This window comes from Gemmatimonadales bacterium (genome assembly GCA_030697825.1).
In the GTDB taxonomy this organism is placed as follows: Bacteria; Gemmatimonadota; Gemmatimonadetes; order Gemmatimonadales; family JACORV01; genus JACORV01.
Window position 1 is genome coordinate 1 of sequence record JAUYOW010000034.1, and the last position, 3,853, is coordinate 3,853.

Sequence of the window (3,853 nt, forward strand, 5' to 3'; positions counted from 1 at the left end):
CGGCGAGAAGCGCGTCGCGATGACGTGGATCGGCGACGGCTCCACCAAGGCGGCCGTGACGCACGAGGGGTTCAACTTCGCCGCGGTTCAGAAGGTCCCCGCCATCTTCATCGTGCAGAACAACCAGGTCGCCCTGGGCACTCGGATCGGCCAGCACCATCTGGCGGCCGACTTCGGCGGCCTCGCCGGGTCGTACGGGATGGCCGGCGCGGTCTTCGACGGGAACAACGTGCTCGACGCCTTCGCCGCGACGCGGCTCGCGGCGGAGCGCTGCCGCGAGGACGACGGGCCCGTGATGCTGGTCGCCGAGACGTTCCGCATGGGTGGTCACGCGACGCACGACGAGCGCGAGGCGCGCGAGACCTTCCCGGCGGAATGGTTCGAGCGCTGGGGGAAGCGCGACCCGATCGGCCTGTTCGAGGAGCACCTCAAGAAGGAAGGCGTTTCCGCTTCGACGCTCGGGAAGATCGAGGCCCGCGTCGAAGCCGAGATCAGCGCCGCCGAGGCGGAGGCGCTGGCGAGCCGCGAGCAGGCGGTGCCGGTGCCGGAGTCGGCGCTCGGCGGCGTCTACGCGGATGGGTGAGGGTGCGGGCGGTGAGGCGGGTGGAAGGCATCGCATGGCGCACCCTGAACCTCGACCCCCGCTACCAGGACCAGGTCGCCAGCTTCACCGTGGACCGCATGCCCGCGGACATCCTGATCGACCCCAGCGGCACGCTCCTGTTGACGGCCACCGTCCACCGCTGAACGCGCCCTACATTCTCGGCCCGGCCTGGCTATTCTTCCCCCTCGCCCGTTCGGCGGCGGCGACGCACATCCGGTCTCCTGATGACTGCCCACCGCTGCAACTCCGCAACTCTGCAACTCTGAGTCATACATGCGTTTTCTCATCATCGGCGCAGGAAGGCAGGGCTCGGCCTGCGCTTTCGACCTGCTCCAGCAGCCCGCCACCAGGTCCGTCACCCTCGCCGACAAGTACTTCGGCAACATCCCGCCCTTCCTCGACTCGTACAATGGCGGCGGCAAGCTCGACCTGCTGAAGCTCGATCTCAAGGACCCGGACGAGGTGCGGGGAGCGATGGGCCGGGCGGACGCCGTCCTGTCCGCCGCGCCGTACTTCCTGAACTACGACCTCGCGAAGCTCGCCGTGGAGGCGGGCGTCCACTTCGCCGACCTCGGCGGGAATACCGAGCTGGTCTTCAAGCAGAAGCAGCTGAACGCCGAAGCGGAGAGGAAGGGCGTGAAGGTCGTGCCCGACTGCGGGGTCGCGCCGGGGATGGTCAACATCCTCGCCGGCGAGGGGATCAGGCGACTCGACCACGTCGAGAGTGTGAAGATTTACGTCGGCGGGCTGCCGCAGCATCCCGAGCCGCCGCTCAACTACATGGTGGTGTACTCGCTCGAGGGCGCGCTCGACTACTACACCACGCCTTCGTGGGTGCTGCGCGGTGGGAAGCGCACCCAGGTCGAGGCGCTCACGGAGTTGGAGACCATCGAGTTCCCCGCGCCGCTCGGCGCGCTCGAGGCGTTCCACACCGGCGGCGGCATCTCGACCATGCCGTTCAGCTATGAGGGGAAGATCGCGACGATGGAGTACAAGACGCTGCGCTATCCCGGGCACGCCGCGATCATGAAGCCGATCCGCGACCTGGGGCTCATCGAGGACACGCCGGTCGACGTCAACGGCTCGAAGGTGCGTCCGCGCGACGTCTTCATCGCGGCCACCGCGCCGGCGTTGGTGAAGCCGGAGGGCGAGGACCTCATCGCGCTGCGGGTGGACGTGCGCGGCACCAAGGGCGGCAGGCCCGCGGGCACGCGGTGGCAGATGGTGGACCGGTACGACGGGAAGCACCACGTCACGTCCATGATGCGTACCACCGGGTACTCGCTGGCGATCACCGGGATCATGCAGCTGGACGGGCGTATCTCGGCGGCCGGCGTTCACGTGCCGGAGGAGTGCGTGCCCGCGCAGCCTTACATCGACGAGTTGAAGCGGCGCGGCGTCGTCATCGAGGAGTCGGCGCTGTGAGTCGGCGCGTCGGCGCGTCGGCGCGTCTGTGCGTCGGTGCGTCTGCATAAGTGCCGGCCATTCACATCCAGTCCTTCGTCGCGTCGCCGCCCGGGCAGGTCTGGGCGGCGCTGACGTCTGCGGCGGGAGCGGGCGTGCTGCTCGACGGACTCCCCGCGCGCGGGTGGCCCGAACCGCGGGGCGAGCAGGCGCCGTTCCATCTGCACGTGGCCTGGCCTCACACCCCCGAGCCCACGGAGGTCTCGGTCACCTTGCACGAGTTGGGCGGCGGCACCCGCATCGACCTGGTGCACCAGGGCTGGGGCGAGGGTGGCGCGTGGGAGGAGCAGGTCCAGGGCCACTTCGCGGGGTGGCTCCAGGGCCTCGCGGCGCTGGGCTTGTTGGTGGAGAGCGAGAAAGACACTCGGCCCGCGACGCCGGCTCTGAAGGCGGCGGAGCGGTACTTCGCGTCGGGCGAGATCCCCACTTCGCCGAGTGCGGTCTATCGCTCGCTGACGGATGCGGACGTGCTCGAGCGTTGGAGCGACGGAGTGCTCGAGGGCGCGGAGCGGACGGACGCGATCGAGAACGGCTACCTGAGGTGGTCGCTCCCGAATCGCGCGGAGCTCGTCATCATCCTTCGCCGCACGCCGAGGGGCACGCATTGCGCGCTGGCCGAGTACGGGGTGGTGGACAAGGTGGCTTCGGCCAGGTGGCCTGCGATGTTCGAGCGGCTCACGAGGTTCCTGGAATAGTTCCTGCCGCCCCAGGATCGCGACCGGGAAGCCGCGGGAGGCGTGGGCGGCGAGGAGGGCGTCCTCCGCGGCGCGCCTATCGATGCCGTAGACCAGTTGCGGTGGTCCGACTCGGTGGGTGCCGCGGCGGGCGCCGTCGGCCGGGTTGCGGCGAGCGGCTCCGGCATGAGCGGGCCCTTTGGCGCCGAGCTGACGACACGCATTTTTTCGCACCAGGTTGCAATGTTTCGCACTTGTCCCTTCCGCCCCAAGACCTATAGAGTGCGCCGACCCGAACCCGTCAGGCGTACCTATGACCGATCCGCATCCGCCGGCAGCTCCTCGCGTCGTCGCTCCCAGCGCGGTCACCCCGGTCGCCGGCACTCCCCGCGCCGCCGCTCCGAGCGCCGGCACTCCCCGCGCTGTTGCTCCCAGCGCCGTCAGTCCCAGCGCCGGCCGCGGCTCGGCCTCGTCGGGGGCGGACTCGTCCAAGCTGTCGCCCGCACTGGCGGCGCTGGGTTTCCGATATCTCTCGCCCAAGGCTGTTGCTGATGGGTCGGCCGCTGGGAATGGTGCCCCCGGCCTGACGTCCGGGATCAGTGCACCAGGGGTGACGTCAGGGGTAGGTGCACCCGGTGTGACAGCCGGGTACGAGCGGCGGGTGCCGGCCGGGCGCTGGTCGTCGGACGGCGCTTCGGTCGCAGGCCGGGGAAGGGTGGTTCCCAAGAGCAAGCTGCTCGGGCAGGTACGCCTGGCTATTCGGGCGCGGCATATGAGCCCGCGAACCGAGCGCCAGTACGTGCATTGGGTGAAGCGTTTCGTGCTGTTCCACGGCAAGCGTCACCCGCTCGAGCTGGGCGAGGAGGAGGTGACGGCTTTCCTGAACCACCTGGCCGACCGGGCCAAGGTGAGCGCGAGCACCCAGACCCAGGCGTTGAGCGCGTTGTTGTTCATGTACCGGCGGGTGTTGCGCCGGCAGTTGCCGTGGCTCAAGGGGATCGTGCGGGCGAAGCGGGCGCAGCACATCCCGGTGGTGCTGACGCGTGACGAGGTCCGCGCGCTGCTGGCGGCGCTCGACGGCGTGCCGAGGCTGGTAGCGATGTTGCTGTAC

The 3,853-nt window shown here is 69.6% G+C and carries 5 protein-coding genes; all 5 read left to right on the forward strand.

The features are described from left to right. On the forward strand, positions 1-583 hold a 583-nt coding region (locus Q8Q85_01350; protein ID MDP3772894.1), incomplete at its 5' end, for a thiamine pyrophosphate-dependent enzyme. Positions 584-594: 11 nt separating this feature from the next. Continuing rightward, positions 595-747 (forward strand): hypothetical protein, encoded by a 153-nt coding sequence (locus Q8Q85_01355; protein MDP3772895.1) that lies wholly within the window; start codon positions 595-597, stop codon positions 745-747. A 130-nt stretch (positions 748-877) separates the two neighbouring features. Next, a complete protein-coding gene (locus Q8Q85_01360) occupies positions 878-2,029 on the forward strand; it encodes a saccharopine dehydrogenase C-terminal domain-containing protein (GenBank protein ID MDP3772896.1) in 1,152 nt (383 codons plus the stop codon). Between the two features lie 50 nt (positions 2,030-2,079). Then, a complete protein-coding gene (locus Q8Q85_01365) occupies positions 2,080-2,763 on the forward strand; it encodes an SRPBCC domain-containing protein (protein ID MDP3772897.1) in 684 nt (227 codons plus the stop codon). Positions 2,764-3,055: 292 nt separating this feature from the next. Further along, positions 3,056-3,853, forward strand: a 798-nt coding sequence (locus Q8Q85_01370; GenBank protein ID MDP3772898.1) for a phage integrase N-terminal SAM-like domain-containing protein, incomplete at its 3' end; no start/stop codon positions are given.

What these genes read in the sequence shown, in the direction of transcription:
- Q8Q85_01360 (MDP3772896.1), top strand. Translation starts at nt 878, where the DNA reads ATGCGTTTTCTCATCATCGGCGCAGGAAGGCAGGGCTCGGCCTGCGCT.